14 protein-coding genes are annotated in these 14460 nt (G+C 56.4%); 4 read left to right on the plus strand and 10 right to left on the minus strand.

Annotated features, from left to right (window positions below; genetic code table 11):
• Positions 1-215: 215 nt before the first annotated feature.
• Positions 216-1241 carry an aspartate carbamoyltransferase gene (gene pyrB, locus CZ787_RS05285; RefSeq protein ID WP_087106907.1) on the plus strand — a complete coding sequence of 342 codons (1026 nt, stop codon included), beginning with the start codon at positions 216-218 and terminating at the stop codon, positions 1239-1241.
• A gap of 15 nt (positions 1242-1256) precedes the next feature.
• On the opposite strand, the gene ruvX is transcribed toward pyrB, so the two are convergent.
• From ruvX to CZ787_RS05320, 7 genes are all read right to left on the minus strand, one after another.
• Positions 1257-1712, minus strand: a complete 456-nt coding sequence (ruvX, locus tag CZ787_RS05290) for a Holliday junction resolvase RuvX (protein WP_087106910.1) — start codon at positions 1710-1712, stop codon at positions 1257-1259.
• Complete coding sequence (locus CZ787_RS05295) at positions 1712-2269, minus strand: YqgE/AlgH family protein (RefSeq protein WP_087106912.1); 558 nt, start codon at positions 2267-2269, stop codon at positions 1712-1714. The genes ruvX and CZ787_RS05295 overlap by 1 nt, the downstream gene beginning before the upstream one ends.
• 64 nt (positions 2270-2333) lie before the next feature.
• Complete coding sequence (gene gshB / locus CZ787_RS05300) at positions 2334-3296, minus strand: glutathione synthase (RefSeq protein WP_087106914.1); 963 nt, start codon at positions 3294-3296, stop codon at positions 2334-2336.
• 75 nt (positions 3297-3371) lie between these two features.
• On the minus strand, positions 3372-4064 hold the full coding sequence (locus CZ787_RS05305) for a S1 RNA-binding domain-containing protein (RefSeq protein WP_087106916.1): 693 nt from the start codon (positions 4062-4064) through the stop codon (positions 3372-3374).
• A gap of 204 nt (positions 4065-4268) precedes the next feature.
• On the minus strand, positions 4269-5024 hold the full coding sequence (locus CZ787_RS05310) for a 16S rRNA (uracil(1498)-N(3))-methyltransferase (RefSeq protein ID WP_087106918.1): 756 nt from the start codon (positions 5022-5024) through the stop codon (positions 4269-4271).
• Positions 5025-5026: 2 nt separating this feature from the next.
• A complete protein-coding gene (secB, locus tag CZ787_RS05315; RefSeq protein ID WP_087106920.1) occupies positions 5027-5539 on the minus strand; it encodes a protein-export chaperone SecB in 513 nt (170 codons plus the stop codon).
• 50 nt (positions 5540-5589) lie between these two features.
• Positions 5590-6012, minus strand: coding sequence for a rhodanese-like domain-containing protein (locus CZ787_RS05320; protein ID WP_087106922.1), 423 nt, complete (start codon positions 6010-6012; stop codon positions 5590-5592).
• 285 nt (positions 6013-6297) lie between these two features.
• Between CZ787_RS05320 and gpmI the strand changes: the two genes are divergently transcribed.
• The 3 genes from gpmI to CZ787_RS05335 all read left to right on the plus strand — a co-directional run bounded on the left by gpmI (position 6298) and on the right by CZ787_RS05335 (position 10443).
• Positions 6298-7860: a 2,3-bisphosphoglycerate-independent phosphoglycerate mutase gene (gene gpmI / locus CZ787_RS05325; protein WP_087106923.1), complete on the plus strand. Its 1563-nt coding sequence runs from the start codon at positions 6298-6300 to the stop codon at positions 7858-7860.
• A gap of 20 nt (positions 7861-7880) precedes the next feature.
• A complete protein-coding gene (locus tag CZ787_RS05330) occupies positions 7881-9017 on the plus strand; it encodes a murein hydrolase activator EnvC family protein (protein ID WP_087107067.1) in 1137 nt (378 codons plus the stop codon).
• A gap of 124 nt (positions 9018-9141) precedes the next feature.
• On the plus strand, positions 9142-10443 hold the full coding sequence (locus tag CZ787_RS05335; protein ID WP_087106924.1) for a S41 family peptidase: 1302 nt from the start codon (positions 9142-9144) through the stop codon (positions 10441-10443).
• Here the strand turns inward: CZ787_RS05335 and CZ787_RS05340 are convergent.
• The 3 genes from CZ787_RS05340 to pepP all read right to left on the minus strand — a co-directional run bounded on the left by CZ787_RS05340 (position 10440) and on the right by pepP (position 14449).
• On the minus strand, positions 10440-11693 hold the full coding sequence (locus CZ787_RS05340) for a UbiH/UbiF/VisC/COQ6 family ubiquinone biosynthesis hydroxylase (RefSeq protein ID WP_087106926.1): 1254 nt from the start codon (positions 11691-11693) through the stop codon (positions 10440-10442). The genes CZ787_RS05335 and CZ787_RS05340 overlap by 4 nt on opposite strands.
• 99 nt (positions 11694-11792) lie before the next feature.
• On the minus strand, positions 11793-13022 hold the full coding sequence (ubiH, locus tag CZ787_RS05345) for a 2-octaprenyl-6-methoxyphenyl hydroxylase (RefSeq protein WP_087106928.1): 1230 nt from the start codon (positions 13020-13022) through the stop codon (positions 11793-11795).
• A gap of 89 nt (positions 13023-13111) precedes the next feature.
• Positions 13112-14449, minus strand: coding sequence for a Xaa-Pro aminopeptidase (pepP, locus tag CZ787_RS05350; protein WP_087106930.1), 1338 nt, complete (start codon positions 14447-14449; stop codon positions 13112-13114).
• Positions 14450-14460: the final 11 nt, after the last annotated feature.

The following is a 14460-nucleotide window of genomic DNA, read 5'->3' on the forward strand; positions in this document are numbered from 1 at the left end:
ACCGCTGGTAACGCTGGGCGTCCCCGGCAGCGGATGCGTACTTTACGGATTCGCTGCCGGTTTGGCAAGGGGCTTTGTGAAATATGTCTGAAAAACTTCAGTTACCACTTTAATCAGGCCGTGAAAGCACTTCGGCGAACCACGTATTGGCGGTTACACTACACGCAGCCACTTCATCTACCCACTTCGCCTTCTACTTCTATATGAGGTCCATGATGAGCCCCCATCTGCTATCCGTTGACTCTTTAAACCGCGACAGCGTTAACCACCTTCTACGCGTTGCGGCCCAAATGGAGCCAATTGCCCAGCGCCGTCAGGTTACGCGCGTTCTTGAGGGCGCTGTCTTGGGCAACCTGTTTTTCGAAGCCAGTACGCGTACCCGGGTAAGTTTTCATACGGCGTTTTGTCGGTTGGGCGGCAGCGTATGTGATACCACAGGCTTTACTTTCTCATCCATGGCCAAAGGCGAGTCGCTTTACGATACCAGTCGGGTAATGAGTGGCTACTGCGATGCGATTGTCATGCGCCACCCGGATCAAGGCTCTGTTGCCGAGTTTGCGGCAGCGACCCATGTGCCGGTGATTAACGGCGGCGATGGCCCTGGCGAACACCCAAGCCAAGCGCTATTGGACATTTATACGATTGATAAGGAGTTTCAGCGGTTAGGCAAATCGTTTGGCGGAGCACATATTCTACTGACCGGCGATCTCAAGTATGGGCGTACGGTGCACTCTCTGATCAAGCTGCTTTCTTTATACGATCCGTTACGTATCACACTGGTATCGCCGCCCGGACTTGAAATGCCTACTGCACTGATTGACCTGGTCACATCACGCGGGCACCTGGTAGAAGTACGCGATCATTTAGCCACTGACTTCAGTGATCTAGATGTTGTGTACACCACGCGAATTCAGAAAGAGCGCTTTACCGAAGAAATGAACGAGAACTTCCAGGGCATCTCGGATGACTTTATGGTCAATAAGGCGTTTCTGGATCAACGTTGTAGTGAATCTACCATTGTTATGCACCCGCTGCCCCGCGATAGCCGCCCCGGTGCCAATGATTTGAACGTGGATCTTAACGGCGACCCGCGCCTGGCGATCTTTCGCCAGACAGATAGCGGCATCGCCATGCGGATGGCCATCTTTGCCACGCTGCTGCACGTCGATTCACTGATTGAGAAAGACCTTCGCCCGGTGCGCTGGTTTGTTCCCAGCCAGATCGGAACGCTGGATCGCTAAGGCCACTTATATACGCTAGAGAGCAGACCGCCCATCGGGAAGGCCTTCCTGATGGGCAAACCAGCCTTCCAAAATCAACACCGCCGCAATGCCATCAACGCTCTCTTCGCGGTAGTTGCCTCGGTGCCCAGCTTCACGGGCAATCAGCTTGGCTTCGCGGGTAGAGCCACGTTCGTCTACCATCACGCAGGGTTTGCCGTAGCGCCCATGTAAACGGTTGCCAAACTTGCGGGCACGCTTACTCATGTCCGATTCGCTGTCATCCATATTGAGCGGTAAGCCAACGACCAGCAGGTCCGGCTGCCACTCTTTCAGCAGCTGCTCTACTTTATTCCAGTCGGGGATACCATCACGTGCAGTAAGTGGGGAAAGCTCGCGGGCGCTTTTTAAAAGCTCATTGCCCACGGCTACCCCAATGCGCCGCGTACCATAATCAAAGGCAAGAATTAAGCGTTGGCCAACCTCTGCCATTACGCGTGCCCTGCATCACGAGTCATCAGGTTTAGATCCACCCCTAACAATCCTGCAGCAGCCGTTAAGCGCTCAGTAGGTGGCGTGTTGAACAGCACTTCCGTCTGCCCCTCAACCGTCAGCCAGCTATTGTCCTTTAGTTCATCTTCAAGCTGACCGACTTCCCAGCCTGAACAGCCCAGGCAAATCAGAAAGTGCTCAGGGCCTTCACCATTGGCTAGCGCCTGCAGAATGTCCATAGAGGTTGTCAGTGCCACGCCTTCCTCTACCTGAACGCTGGAGTCCCACTCCTGGCTGTCACCAAGATGGAGGATAAAGCCGCGATCCTTGTGTGTAGGGCCACCGTAATAGACCGGAGAATTGCGGTGGGGGCTGTCTTCCCCCCCCAGCTCCAACTGATCAAACAGTGCATCCAGCGTAATATCCAACGGGCGGTTGGTGATAACCCCCATGCAGCCATTATGGTCATGATCACAGAGGTAGATCAGGCTGCCCACAAAGTCAGGATCATCCAGATGGGGCATCGCCATTAAAAAATGGTGTTTCAAACTTTGCATGCGTCTCCTACGATCTGCTGACATAGCCAGCAGACCTTCTATCATCAAGTGTGGATCAGGCGTATCAAGCAGCGCTCAAGCGGCGTTCGATGGCATCCAACAACAGGCCCGCGATATTCGTGCCGCGCTGGTCATCAATTTCACGCACACAGGTGGGGCTGGTAACGTTAATTTCAGTGATGTAGTCGCCAATCACGTCCAGCCCTACAAACATCAGGCCTTTTTCACGAATCATTGGCTGTACTTGCTCAATCAACCAGTAATCACGCTCAGTGAGATCACGTGCGACACCACGGCCACCGGCTGCCAGGTTACCGCGCGTTTCACCTGCCGATGGGATGCGCGCCAGCCCAAAGGGTACCGGCTCACCGTCCACCAGCAGGATACGCGTGTCGCCGTCTTTAATTTCAGGCAGGTAGCGCTGAACCATAATCTGGCGCTGACCACGCAGCGTTAGCTGCTCAATGACCGCGCCAATATTGCGGCCATCAGGGCCGATATGAAAAATACCGGTGCCACCCATCCCGTCCAGCGGTTTGAAAATCACATCACCATGCTCGGCATGAAAGGCCCGCAGCACATCATCACGGCTGGCCACCATGGTGGGCGTACAGCACTGAGGAAACTGCTGGGCAAACAACTTCTCATTACACTGTAAAAGCGCTGAGGTTGGATTAACAATGAGCACGCCTTCACGCTCAGCAAAGCCCAAGAGGTGGACCGCATTGGTGAAGTCAGCATCCACCGGCGGGTCTTTTCTCATTAATACCACATCAAGCTCAGCCAGTGGCCGGGCAGCCGCTTCACCCAAGTCATACCAATGGTCAGGGTCGCGATGCACCGTTAGCGGCCGCATTTGTGCGTAGGCTTGCCCCGCCTGTAAGAAAAGATCTTCCTGCTCCATATAATGCAGGGTATAGCCGCGTTCCTGGGCCGCCCACAGCATGGCTATGGTGGTATCTTTCTTGTAAGCGATGTCGCTGATGGGGTCCATCACGACGCCGAGATGCAGATTTGATTGACTCATCGGGGCACAATCCATACTTAAACAATAGGTAGGCAGTATGCCGTACTGCCCGTCAGGCTCCAACCATTGGCGCCGTTACGGGGCAAGCGCGCCCGGCACCAGCCGTATCGCATCAGGTGCCAGCGTAATCAGTTGCTGCTTATAAAGCCGCCCAATGGCTTGTTTAAACGCACTTTTACTTACCCCTAAGCGCGCCTTAATCGCATGGGCGTCACTTTTATCGCCCAGCGGTAGATAGCCGCCGCTTTCACGCAGTGCTTTCAGTATTTTATCGCCGACGACGTCTAATCGCGCCGAGCCTGGCGGCAGCAGAGAAATATCCAGCCGGCCATCCTCACGGCGCTGCTTGACGTAGCCTTTTAGCGTCTGCCCGCGGCGCAGCGGCTGAGAAATATCATCCTGATAGATCAGTCCCCAATAGCGGTGATCAACCGCTACTTTCATACCGAGGTCGGTGCGGTCAGCGACCACGACGCTCACCTCATTACCCTTTTCAAGCGCCCAGGCATCATCGGTCAAAAAGCGATCAAGGCGCATGGAGGCCACAGGACGCCCCTGATCATCTTCATACAGCATTACCAGCACCCGCTTGCCAGGATCAGGCCGGAAGATTTGCTCGCTGTACGGCAAGAGAACGTCTTTGGGCTGCCCCCAACGCAAAAACGCGCCCGTGTTATTAACGGTCACAACAGTTAAATACGCCACTTCGCCTAACTGGGCAGAGGCATCGCTTGTAGCGCGAGGAGGAGTCGTTGATTCACGGACCATGGGTGCCGTCCTTAAAAAGTGAGTCTATAGTATGGCGCCTGAGGATCACCGAGCAAAGCAGCTGGCCCGCTACGTAGTGATGGCCGCTGCTTAACGCATGGCGGGCTAATGGCTACTCATTCACACTTGTGAAGCCTATAGCGAATGCTAACGCTAAATAGCAGGCCATTGAGGAAGGGGATCAATGAAGATGTTAGTAAGCGCTTACAAATCACCAAAGTAGTGCTGTAGAAGGGTCAAGGCAACCACCGGGGCTGTTTCCGTACGCAGAACGCGTGGCCCTAGCGTTAATGGCATAAAGTCAGCTGCCTGAGCGGCTGCAATATCCGTCTCCGTTAAGCCACCTTCAGGGCCAATTAAAAGTGCGGCGGCCTCAGGGCGTTCCGGCTGATCAAATGCATTGCCTGTTGCCAAGTGCAGCATCAGGCGAAGCGGCTCCTGGCGGGCACTTAGCCACTCAACAAGGCTTAGCGGCGAGTGCACGACAGGCACTACCGCCCGGCCACTTTGTTCGCAAGCACTTGCCGCAACAGCCTGCCAATGGGCCAGCTTTTTGGCTTCACGATCACCCTTTAAACGTACATCACCACGCTCTGTATACAGTGGCGTGATAGCAGCGACACCTAATTCAACCGCCTTCTGGATCGCATAATCCATCCGGTCGCCTTTGGAGATCGCCTGGCCAAGGTGAACAGCAAAGGGTGATTCCCCCTCACCGACCCAAACGGCGTCGATAACCGCCGTCGTGTGCTTACGCCCTACCTCGGCCAAGCGGACGCCCGCTTCATTGCCCTGGCCATCGAACAGCACCAAAGGCGCGCCCTCACCCATGCGTAGCACGCGGGTGACATGGCGCGCCGGGCCTTCCGGCAGCACTACCTCTTGGCCTACTGCAAAAACAGCCGGTACATGGAGGCGCGGCATTTTGCCATGCACGGCATACCAGTCGGCAGCCTGCATGCTTAGTGAGTACTCACTTCGGCCTGGTTTGCCTGTTGTGCTTCGCGCTGCTTACGCTGGGCGTACATGGCTTCAAAGTTCACCGGTGCCAACATCAGTGGCGGGAAGCCACCACGGTTGACCAGGTTATCGACACACTCACGCGCGTAAGGGAACAGCAGGTTGGGGCAGAACGCACCCAGTGTCTGCTCCAGCTGAGCGCCTTCGATGCCCGAAATACGGAATAAACCCGCTTGTTCAACCTCTGCAAGAAACGAGGTGGTGCCGGTTTCTGAATCGTTTACCTGAGCGGTGACTTTTACAACCACTTCATACTGATCATCAGCGATTTTAGTGCTGGTGGTATTAAGATCCAGATTCACCTTCGGCTTAAACGCCTGCTTGAAAACAGACGGTGAGTTAGGCGCTTCAAAGGAGATATCTTTTACATAAATACGCTGCAAAGAGAACTTCAGCTGGGGCTTATCGCCTGACGCTGCTGCATCAGCCTGCGGGGTGTTGTTATCTTCCGCCATGGGGAAACTCCTCATTGTTCATTGAATGAATAGTATAAAGGTGACAGCGCTTACTTCTTAACGACGGGGAGACTATCGGCCTGCCACTGCGCCATGCCACCTTTCAATTTAGTCACACGCTCGAAACCTGCCTTGGCAAGCTTGGTTTGAACCGCGCCTGCACTTTGCCCATGCTTGCATACGACAATGATCGGCTGGTTTTTCACTTTATCCAGCTCGTTCATACGGTTATCAAGCTTGTTATGGGGAATGTTACGTGCGCCAGCAATATGCCCGGTTTTGAAGTCTTTGCTTTCACGAATGTCCAGCACAACCGCATCTTCTCGGTTGATGAGCTGGGTGGCCTGAGTTGAGGTCACCGCATTGGTTGAAGCACTACGCGTTTCATAAATAAGCCACGCTACTAGCACCAGCAAAAACGCCCCAACGAGCAGGGGGTGGTTCTGTACGAATTCGAACAGCTGATCGATCATCGCGAACACAATCTCTTGGTCTATGCAGAAAAAAGCGGCAACGCCGCCGTCAAAACGCGATAAGTATACACGTCACAGGGCACCCCGCGCAGGCCTTGCTCATGACGCCCGGCGGTCGCCTACGTTATGATGCCCCAAGCGTGCATCAGTCGCGACCCTGATCACAAGGTGTTGTTTGAAAATAACGTGAGTTGACTCACCTTTTTAAACCTCTTTACTTTCAAACAGCGCTTTCATTGCTGACTGTTTTACGCCGCTTGGATTACTCAACCGAACGAGGTTCTTATGGCTACGTCTACTCCGCGTCCCGTCGCGCTAATCATTCTTGACGGTTATGGACACAATCCCGATAGCGCCAATAACGCGGTAGCATCGGCCAACACGCCTGTGATGGATGCGCTTTGGGCGAATCGACCACACGCGTTTGTGCATACTGACGGCCACCACGTAGGCCTGCCCGATGGGCAAATGGGCAACTCAGAAGTGGGCCATATGAATCTGGGTGCCGGACGCATCGTTTATCAGGACTTCACACGGATCACCAAAGCCATTAAAGAGGGCGATCTGGATGTTAACGAAAACCTGACACAGCCGATTGATGATGCCGTGGCCAATGACCGCGCCGTTCATCTGCTGGGCTTGCTCTCTCCTGGCGGCGTACATAGCCATGAAGATCATTTCATCGCGATGGCCGAACTGGCGGCTCGCCGCGGCGCGCAACGTATCTTTATTCATGCGTTCCTGGATGGCCGAGACATGCCGCCTCAAAGCGCGCTGGCTTCTATCGAACGTGCTAATGCCCGCCTGGCTGAGCTGGTAGGCGCTGAAAATGGTTTTGTTGCCTCCATTATTGGCCGCTTTTACGCCATGGACCGTGATAACCGCTGGGAGCGGGTAGAAAAAGCCTACCATCTGCTGACCGAGGGCCAGGCTGACATCTATGCCACCAGCGCCGAAACCGCGCTGCGCGACGCCTATGAGCGCGGCGAAACCGACGAATTTGTACTGCCAAGCTGCGTATTGCTCAACGACAAGTGCGTTACCTTGCAAGACGGTGACGCCGCCCTGTTTCTTAACTTCCGCTCTGACCGCGCGCGCGAACTTACCCGCGCATTTGTAGAGCCTGACTTCAGCGGCTTTTCGCGCAGGGCCTGCCCATCGCTGGCGGGCAAGGGCTTGGTCATGTTGACCCAGTACGCAGCGGACATTCCTGCACCGGCCGCGTTTCCGCCATTTGATCTCAATGACACCCTGGGCGAGGTCGTCGCCAAGCGCGGTTTGACGCAGCTGCGTATTGCCGAAACAGAGAAGTACCCCCACGTTACCTTTTTCTTCTCGGGTGGCAACGAAGCCGAGTATGAGGGCGAAGAGCGCATTCTGGTGCCCTCCCCTCGGGACGTGAAGACCTACGACGAAAAACCCGAGATGAGCGCTTACGAGATCACCGACAACCTCGTTGAGGCTATCGACAGCGGCCGCTTTGACTTCATCGTATGTAACTATGCCAACGGCGATATGGTGGGCCATACCGGCGACTTTAACGCGGCGGTAAAAGCCATTGAAACGGTCGATATCTGCGTTGGCCGCGTTATTGAAGCGATTGAGCGCGCTGACGGTGCTTGCCTGGTAACCGCCGACCACGGTAATGCCGAGCAGATGGTGCATCCGGTCACAGGCGCCCCCCAAACGGCCCACACCACCTTTGTGGTACCGCTGGTTTACGTGGGTGAGCGAGCCGGCACATTAAGCGATGGCCGCCTGTGCGACCTGGCACCCACACTCTTGGCCATGATGAATCAACCCGTTCCCGAGGCCATGACCGGGAACCCGCTGATTGATTTCACTTGATCATACCGTTGCGGCGTCCTGTGCGAACCGCGTTAGTACTTGGTGCGCTACTGGTCATTGTGTACTCACCGGCGGGTTTGGCCCAGTCGGATGAGCAGGCAACACGCCAGCAGTTAGATGCGCTTGGCCAGGAAATTGAGTCGCTTACGCAGCGGCTGAGTACAACAGGAGAAGCACGGGACAGCGCCGAACATGAACTACGCGAGGTTGAAACGGAGCTGGCCGACACTCACCAGCGCCTGGATGCCTTACAGGCCGAGCGGCGCCAGTTGGATGATGAAATGAACCAGCTGCGCCAGCATCGCGACCGCCTGGAGGACGAGCAAGCCAGCCAGTACGCCGCCCTCAGCCAGCAACTCGCGGCGCTTTACCGGCTAGGGCCGACGCCACAGCTCAAGCTACTGCTGAACCAGGGCGACCCGGCAGAGCTTGATCGTATGCAGGCTTACCTGAACCGCTTTACTCAAGCACGCAACGAACGTCTTGCCGAGATTGCCCGGCTGGATACCGCGCTTGCCGATACGGAGCAGGCCCTTAACGAGCGCCAAACACGCCTGGCAAGTGTCGCCACCGAACTGGATGCGCAGCGGGTGCGGCTTGCTGAGCGCACCACCAACCGGCGCAACGTCGTGGCCACGCTGGATGATCGCTATGGTAGCGAAGCTGATCGCCTAGCGGATCTTAACGATAACCGGGAGCAGGCCGAGCGTAAGCTGCGTGAAATTCAGGAGGAACTAGCACGCCTGGATGCCCCCACGCCCAGCACTCAGATTACCCGTACTCAAGGGGATTTGCCGTGGCCCGTGCAAGGTGCCATCACCACAACATTTAATCGTCGTGATGGCGTTCACTATAACGGTATCGTCATCCAGGCAAGCGCTGGTACGCAGGTAAACGCTGTGCACACCGGCCGGGTGGTGTTTGCCGACTGGATGCGTGGCTTCGGCAACCTGCTGATTATTGACCATGGCGACCAGATCATGACGCTCTACGCTCACTTGCAGCAGTTTAGCGTACGCCCTGGCCAGCAGGTCAGCCGTGGCGACGAAATTGGCCGCGTAGGCGACAGTGGTGGACAATCGAATAATGCGCTCTACTTTGAAGTACGTCAGAGTGGCAAACCAATTAACCCACAGCGTTGGATTGCGCGCCGCTGACGGGATAAGCTGAACCGTATCAGGTTCTGTCTGAAACGTTGCCGAACGCAGACACTTTTCAGACAGAACTGTAATGTCAACTTGGGGCAGTTTTAAACGCTGCCTAACGCCTTGCGGAGTCTGCATGACGCTATTTGTTAACGAAGTACCGGCCTCTGCCAAGCGCCTTCTGGTGACTCTGCTTCCTGTTGCGCTATTGTCGGCACCGCTACCGCTGTTTGCTCAGCCCGCCAGCCAGGCAACCGGCGATGAATTACCTCTTGAAGAGATCCAGACCTTTGCCGAGGTGTTTGAGCGCATCAAGCGTGGCTACGTTGAAGAGGTCGATGACCGCACGCTGCTGCGTAACGCCATGCGCGGTATGCTCAGCGAACTCGACCCTCACTCCGCCTACCTTGATGCGGAAGAGTATCAAAGCCTGAGAGAAACCACTCAAGGAGAGTTTGGCGGCATTGGTATAGAAGTCGGCATGGAAAACGGCCAACTACTGGTGATCACCCCGATTGATGATACGCCCGCCTCACGGGCTGGCCTGCTTCCTCGGGATGTCATCGTTGCCATTGATGGCACGCCGACTGAAAGCATGTCACTTCAAGAAGCCGTTACGCTAATGCGCGGCGAACCAGGCAGCCAGTTGCGTATGATGATTCTACGCACGGGTGAGGACGCCCCGCGTGAGTTCAACCTTACCCGTGAGGCCATCCGCAGCGAAAGCGTTAAACATGAGCTTCTTGAGCCCGGCTATGGCTACCTGCGAATTAGTCAGTTTCAGTCGCGTACGCCAGAACAGGCACGCCAGGCAATAGAGCGCATGACGCGCGAACAGCCGCTGGAAGGGCTGATTCTTGACCTGCGCAATAATCCCGGCGGTGTACTCCAAGCGGCGGCCGGTGTGGCAGACCTGTTTCTGGATAACGGCCTGATTGTGTATACCGAAGGCCGGCTTTCCGATACCGCCATGTCATTTTCAGCCTCACCCGCCACGCCCGCCAGTGATATTCCACTGGTCGTATTGATTAACAGCGGCAGCGCTTCGGCCGCAGAAATTGTGGCGGGTGCGCTTCAAGACCAACGCCGCGGCGTCATTATGGGCACAGACAGTTTCGGGAAGGGTTCCGTTCAGCAGGTCATGCCGCTGGGTAATGGTGAAGGTTTGAAACTCACCACCGCGCTTTACTACACGCCAAACGGACGCTCCATTCAGGCGCAGGGCATCGCGCCCGATGTAGAAGTAGTGCGGGGCCGTCTGGAAGTCGCCGAAAGCCGCCCGGAGCTTCGCGAGGCGGACCTGGGCGGCCACCTGGATGCACAGCAGCCCGCCACTCAGACACGTTCGTCCGCGACCGAGCGGCTACGTGATGACTACCAAATGAGCGAAGCGCTCAATCTTCTCAAAGCGCTTAATGTGGTCGACCGCCGCCGTTAGCGGCAGCTATGCGGCAAGCGCCCCCGCTCTCCGGTGGCCTGCCGCATGACGCTGCGTTTAACAGGGCTTAGCTGGTTCATACCGCTCATGCCGAGATTGCGGGCCAGTGTAAAGAGCGGCATTTGGGTACCAAACAGCTCCCTGAACCCTTTCATCAGCCCTAACATGGCACTGTTATCCAAGCGCCGCCTGCGCTCATAGCGTTTCAATGTGGTTAACTCACCCCACGGGGCGCCGCGCTTCCAGGCGCTAACCACTTCTTCAGCCAATACCGCGGCATCCATCAAACCGAGGTTAACGCCCTGCCCTGCCAATGGATGAATGCTGTGCGCCGCGTCGCCGATCAGCGCGAAGTGCGGCAATACATACTGCCTTGCATGACGCTGTACCAGCGGGAAACGATACGCACGATCACACACCTCCACCTCGCCCAGGCGATAACCGAATGCCTCGCCCAGCGCTTTCCCTAACTCGTCAGGCGTAAAATGGCTGAGCGCCAACGCGTGCTCGGGCGTGGTCGACCAAACAATCGAGCAGTAGCGTGCATCGTCCTCTAGCGTGATCGGCAAGAAGGCCAGCGGGCCGCTCTGGGTAAACGCTTGCCGCGCGGTGCTGCCGTGTACATGAGCACACTTGACGGTAGTGACCACAGCCTCTTGGCCCATATCGTCGCTGGTGATCTCTATGTCGGCCAGCTCCCGCAGGGTTGAACGCGCACCATCTGCCGCTACCAGCAGCGGTGCATGCAGCTTGCGCGCATCGTCCAGCACTAACCAACGGCCTGTCGCTGAGGTTTGTAGCGCCTGAACCCGGCAACCAAAAAAACACTCTACTCTGGGATGATCCAGTACCGCATCGTTGAGCGCCGCCTGAGTAATCGCATTCTCTACTATATGCCCCAGTACGGGCACCCCGGCTTCATCGGCCGAAAATTTGATTTCACCACTGCCTTCCGCATCCCATACCTGCATATAGCGATACGGCGTTACGCGACATTCGGCCATGGCGGGCCAAACGTCCAGATGGGTTAACAGGCGCTGAGATACTGGCGTTAATGCACTGACCCGGGGCGTGGGAAGCGTCTTGTTAACGGCTTTCCAGCACTGGGGTTCATGTCGCGCTTCCACCAGTGCCACACGCATACCGGCTTGTGCCAGCAAGGCTGTTAGCGCCGTCCCCACCATGCCTGCGCCCACGACAATAACGTCAAAATTTTCTGTCCCCGCAGTGTCTGTCGCGTGCGTATCCATAACGCTCCTATCCGAGCCCAGCTCTTAGAGCTCTGTTCCTGTTGAGCCAAATAGCTGGCTAAGCGTTTGGCATCTTTAACATTAAACAGCGAGGCATGCCTAACGCTCCAACCCCATCGCGCGGCGCGCCAGGCTTCGACGCAGCGGCCCTACAAGGTTAAGACCGATGAGCCCGGCTGCCCGAGCGTGAGGCAGAAATGGTAACGAGTGTCCGAACAGGCGCACCAACCCGTCGCTAAAGCGAATGACATTGCGGCGATCACGTGCACGCTTCTGCTCAAAGGCCTGCAGCGTCGTCATATCACCCAGTGGCTGCCCGGCCTGTTCGCCCTGCTCAAGCGCTTCAACCAGGTCCATAATACCGCGTAACGCCAGGTTAAAGCCTTGACCGGCAACAGGGTGCAGCGCATGAGCCGCATTTCCCAGGACCGCCAGCCCCGGACGAACCGGCTCTTCTGCCGTTATCAACGAAAGCGGGTAGCTGTAGCGTTTTCCTACGCGAGTGAAACGCCCCACCCGATCACCAAAGGCGCTCTGCAGCTGGGCAAGAAACTCACGGTCCGGGAGCGCCATTCGAGCATGTTCCTGACCGCTGGGGTGTGTCCATATCAGCTCCATTGCCTGGCCTGGCAAAGGCAACAAGGCAACCGGTCCTTCCTGGGTGAAGCGCTCATAGGCAATGCCCTTGTGTGGTTGGCTGATGCCCACATGGGTAATGAGTGCTGTCTGCTCATAGGAATTATGGCGACTGTTGATACCCAACTGCTCTTTAAGCCCCGAACGCCCCCCATCGGCCAGCACGGTTAAGGCGGCGCGCAGCTCGCTGCCGTCAGAAAGGCGCAGATAGTGCCCGCCACCTTCTGGAGCGAGCTTTTCTACCCTGGCTGGGCAGTACCAATCGACCGGCAGCGTTTTAAGGTGGCGGTGAAGGACACGGCCCATCCAGGCATTGGGGATAACATGGCCTAGCGCATCGACGCCTAATTCCTGAGCACTGAGCCGCGTCGCTCCCAAGCGGCCACGCTCACTGATATGAATATACCGAATAGGGGTTGCTTCGCCCTGCATGGCATCCCAAATGCCCAACTGTTGGAAACGCTGTGCTGAACCTTCAGCAATGGCGCTTGCACGCGCATCAAAGCTCGGCTGCCAACTCTCTTCAAGAGGCGCTTCATTAACCGGCGTCGCTTCGATAATGGCGACTTTCCAGCCATAACGCTTGATAAGCGGGGCCAGTGCACAGCCCAGGCTGGCGCCCACTAATCCGCCCCCCACAATCACGATATCGTGTGTGGTCGTCTTTACTGACGTATCCGTCGACGACGGCATTAGCATCTCCTGTCACCTGGCGCACCGCCATATCGTAATGGCGTAACGTAAATTACATAATTGATATTCAGGCAGTCAATATACGCTTATTATTTAACCATTAGCGCTTCAATGTCAGCCATGTCTTTAGGTACTCCCGCCGTAAGATTTTCATACCCTTCGTCGGTCACTACGACGTTATCCTCAATCCTGATACCGATTCCACGGTACGCAGATGGAACATCCTCTTCGTCGGGAATGTAGAGTCCTGGTTCAATGGTTAACACCATGCCCGCGACTAAAGGTCGTGGCGTCTTTTCATCCAGCCGGTAGCTACCGACATCGTGGACATCCAGCCCCAGCCAGTGGGACGTAGAGTGCAGGTAAAAACGCCGGTAGCTTTCATCATCAATTCGGGCTTGAACATCGCCTTCAAGTAACCCCAACGCAATCAACCCAGCCGTTAAATCCTTAACGACGTTCTGATGAACATCAACAAGCGTTGCCCCAGGTTTTATCGCGGCGACTGCGCGCTCCTGGGCGTCCAGTACGACTTGATAAAGGGCCCGCTGAGCCTCGGTAAACCGGCCGTTTACCGGAAAGGTACGGGTGATATCTCCGGCATAAAGCCCAAACTCGGCCCCTGCATCAATTAACACCAGGCTATCGTTGGTTAGCGCTGCACGATTCTCGATATAGTGTAATACGCATGCGTTCGCACCGCCGCCCACTATCGTACTGTAAGCAGGACCACTGCCGCCCTGCCAGACAAACTCATGTTCAAGCTCGGCCTGCAGCTGATACTCGTAAAGCCCTGGACGCGATGCCTGCATGGCACGCACATGGGCCTTCGCTGAAATCGCTGCGGCATGGCGCAGCAGAGTAATTTCTGCCTCGCTTTTTATTAGCCGCATCGCATGAATCAGCGCGCTGACATCCAGCCAGCCTTTGAGCGGGGCCCGCCCACGGCGCAACCCCGCCAGGGCGGTGGAGAAAGCCTCTTCGGCAATACCCAACGCATCGGGATTATCCAAGGGCACGTAAAGCAGTTCGCGGCCCTCCAGCAGCGCTGGCAGCTGTGCCTCGCGGTCAGCATTTTCAAACGCCTGGTCGATGCCGTGCTCCGCTTCAACGCCCCGGGCGCCCAAACGGCGGCCTGTCCAGGCTTCCATCGTTGGGTCGCGGTCCTGGCAAAACACAATGCTCTGCCCAGCATCATGACCGGGAAGCAGCACCAGCAGCGCATCAGGCTCAGTGATTCCCGTCAGATAGTAAAAATCACTGTTTTGACGAAACGTGTACTCACTGTCGTGTGAACGGGTAACCAGTGAGGCACCAGGCAGCACGACAGCGGCGTTGGCGGGCAACTGCGCGATCAAGGCGTCACGGCGAGCGCGATACTCTTCGTTGCCAATCGCAGGCGGCCGGGGAAGTAACTCAGGCAACATACAACCTCCGA

The organism is Halomonas citrativorans, from assembly GCF_900163645.1.
GTDB classification, from domain to species: domain Bacteria; phylum Pseudomonadota; class Gammaproteobacteria; order Pseudomonadales; family Halomonadaceae; genus Vreelandella; species Vreelandella citrativorans.

Bases quoted from the DNA above. Each gene is read 5' to 3' on its own strand.
- pyrB (WP_087106907.1), top strand. From the start codon at position 216: ATGAGCCCCCATCTGCTATCCGTTGACTCTTTAAACCGCGACAGCGTT.
- ruvX (WP_087106910.1), bottom strand. From the start codon at position 1,712: ATGGCAGAGGTTGGCCAACGCTTAATTCTTGCCTTTGATTATGGTACG.
- CZ787_RS05295 (WP_087106912.1), bottom strand. From the start codon at position 2,269: ATGCAAAGTTTGAAACACCATTTTTTAATGGCGATGCCCCATCTGGAT.
- gshB (WP_087106914.1), bottom strand. From the start codon at position 3,296: ATGAGTCAATCAAATCTGCATCTCGGCGTCGTGATGGACCCCATCAGC.
- CZ787_RS05305 (WP_087106916.1), bottom strand. From the start codon at position 4,064: ATGGTCCGTGAATCAACGACTCCTCCTCGCGCTACAAGCGATGCCTCT.
- CZ787_RS05310 (WP_087106918.1), bottom strand. From the start codon at position 5,024: ATGCAGGCTGCCGACTGGTATGCCGTGCATGGCAAAATGCCGCGCCTC.
- secB (WP_087106920.1), bottom strand. From the start codon at position 5,539: ATGGCGGAAGATAACAACACCCCGCAGGCTGATGCAGCAGCGTCAGGC.
- CZ787_RS05320 (WP_087106922.1), bottom strand. From the start codon at position 6,012: ATGATCGATCAGCTGTTCGAATTCGTACAGAACCACCCCCTGCTCGTT.
- gpmI (WP_087106923.1), top strand. From the start codon at position 6,298: ATGGCTACGTCTACTCCGCGTCCCGTCGCGCTAATCATTCTTGACGGT.
- CZ787_RS05335 (WP_087106924.1), top strand. From the start codon at position 9,142: ATGACGCTATTTGTTAACGAAGTACCGGCCTCTGCCAAGCGCCTTCTG.
- CZ787_RS05340 (WP_087106926.1), bottom strand. From the start codon at position 11,693: ATGGATACGCACGCGACAGACACTGCGGGGACAGAAAATTTTGACGTT.
- ubiH (WP_087106928.1), bottom strand. From the start codon at position 13,022: ATGCCGTCGTCGACGGATACGTCAGTAAAGACGACCACACACGATATC.
- pepP (WP_087106930.1), bottom strand. From the start codon at position 14,449: ATGTTGCCTGAGTTACTTCCCCGGCCGCCTGCGATTGGCAACGAAGAG.